Origin of the sequence: Corallococcus sp. AB049A, assembly GCF_003668885.1 — a bacterium.
Taxonomy (GTDB): Bacteria; Myxococcota; Myxococcia; order Myxococcales; family Myxococcaceae; genus Corallococcus; species Corallococcus interemptor.
Map to the genome: position 1 here is coordinate 1 of NZ_RAWL01001504.1, position 377 is coordinate 377.

Genomic DNA, 377 nt, shown 5'->3' on the forward strand with positions numbered 1-377 from the left:
TTCACCGCGCCCAGCGTGCAGGGACAGGCGGCCGTGATTTCCCAGGCGCTGGCCAACGCGGGCGTGTCTCCGGAGGCCGTGGGCTACGTGGAGGCCCATGGCACCGCGACGCCGCTGGGGGATCCGATTGAAGTGGCGGCGCTGACGCGTGCGTATGGCCTGGGCGCTGAGCACCGGGGCCGCATCGCGCTGGCGTCGCTGAAGACGAACGTGGGCCACCTGGACACGGCCGCGGGCCTGGCGGGCCTGATGAAGGCCGCGCTGTCGCTGCACCACGGGGAGATTCCTCCCAGCCTCCACTTCGAGCGGCCCAACCCGCAGATCGACTTCGACGCGGGGCCGTTCTTCGTCAACACCACCTTGCGGTCGTGGCCTCG

1 pseudogene is annotated in these 377 nt (G+C 71.1%); it reads left to right on the forward strand.

The window, feature by feature from the left end:
* Positions 1 to 377 (forward strand): annotated as a pseudogene (locus D7X55_RS42750) (polyketide synthase); the annotation flags it as partial.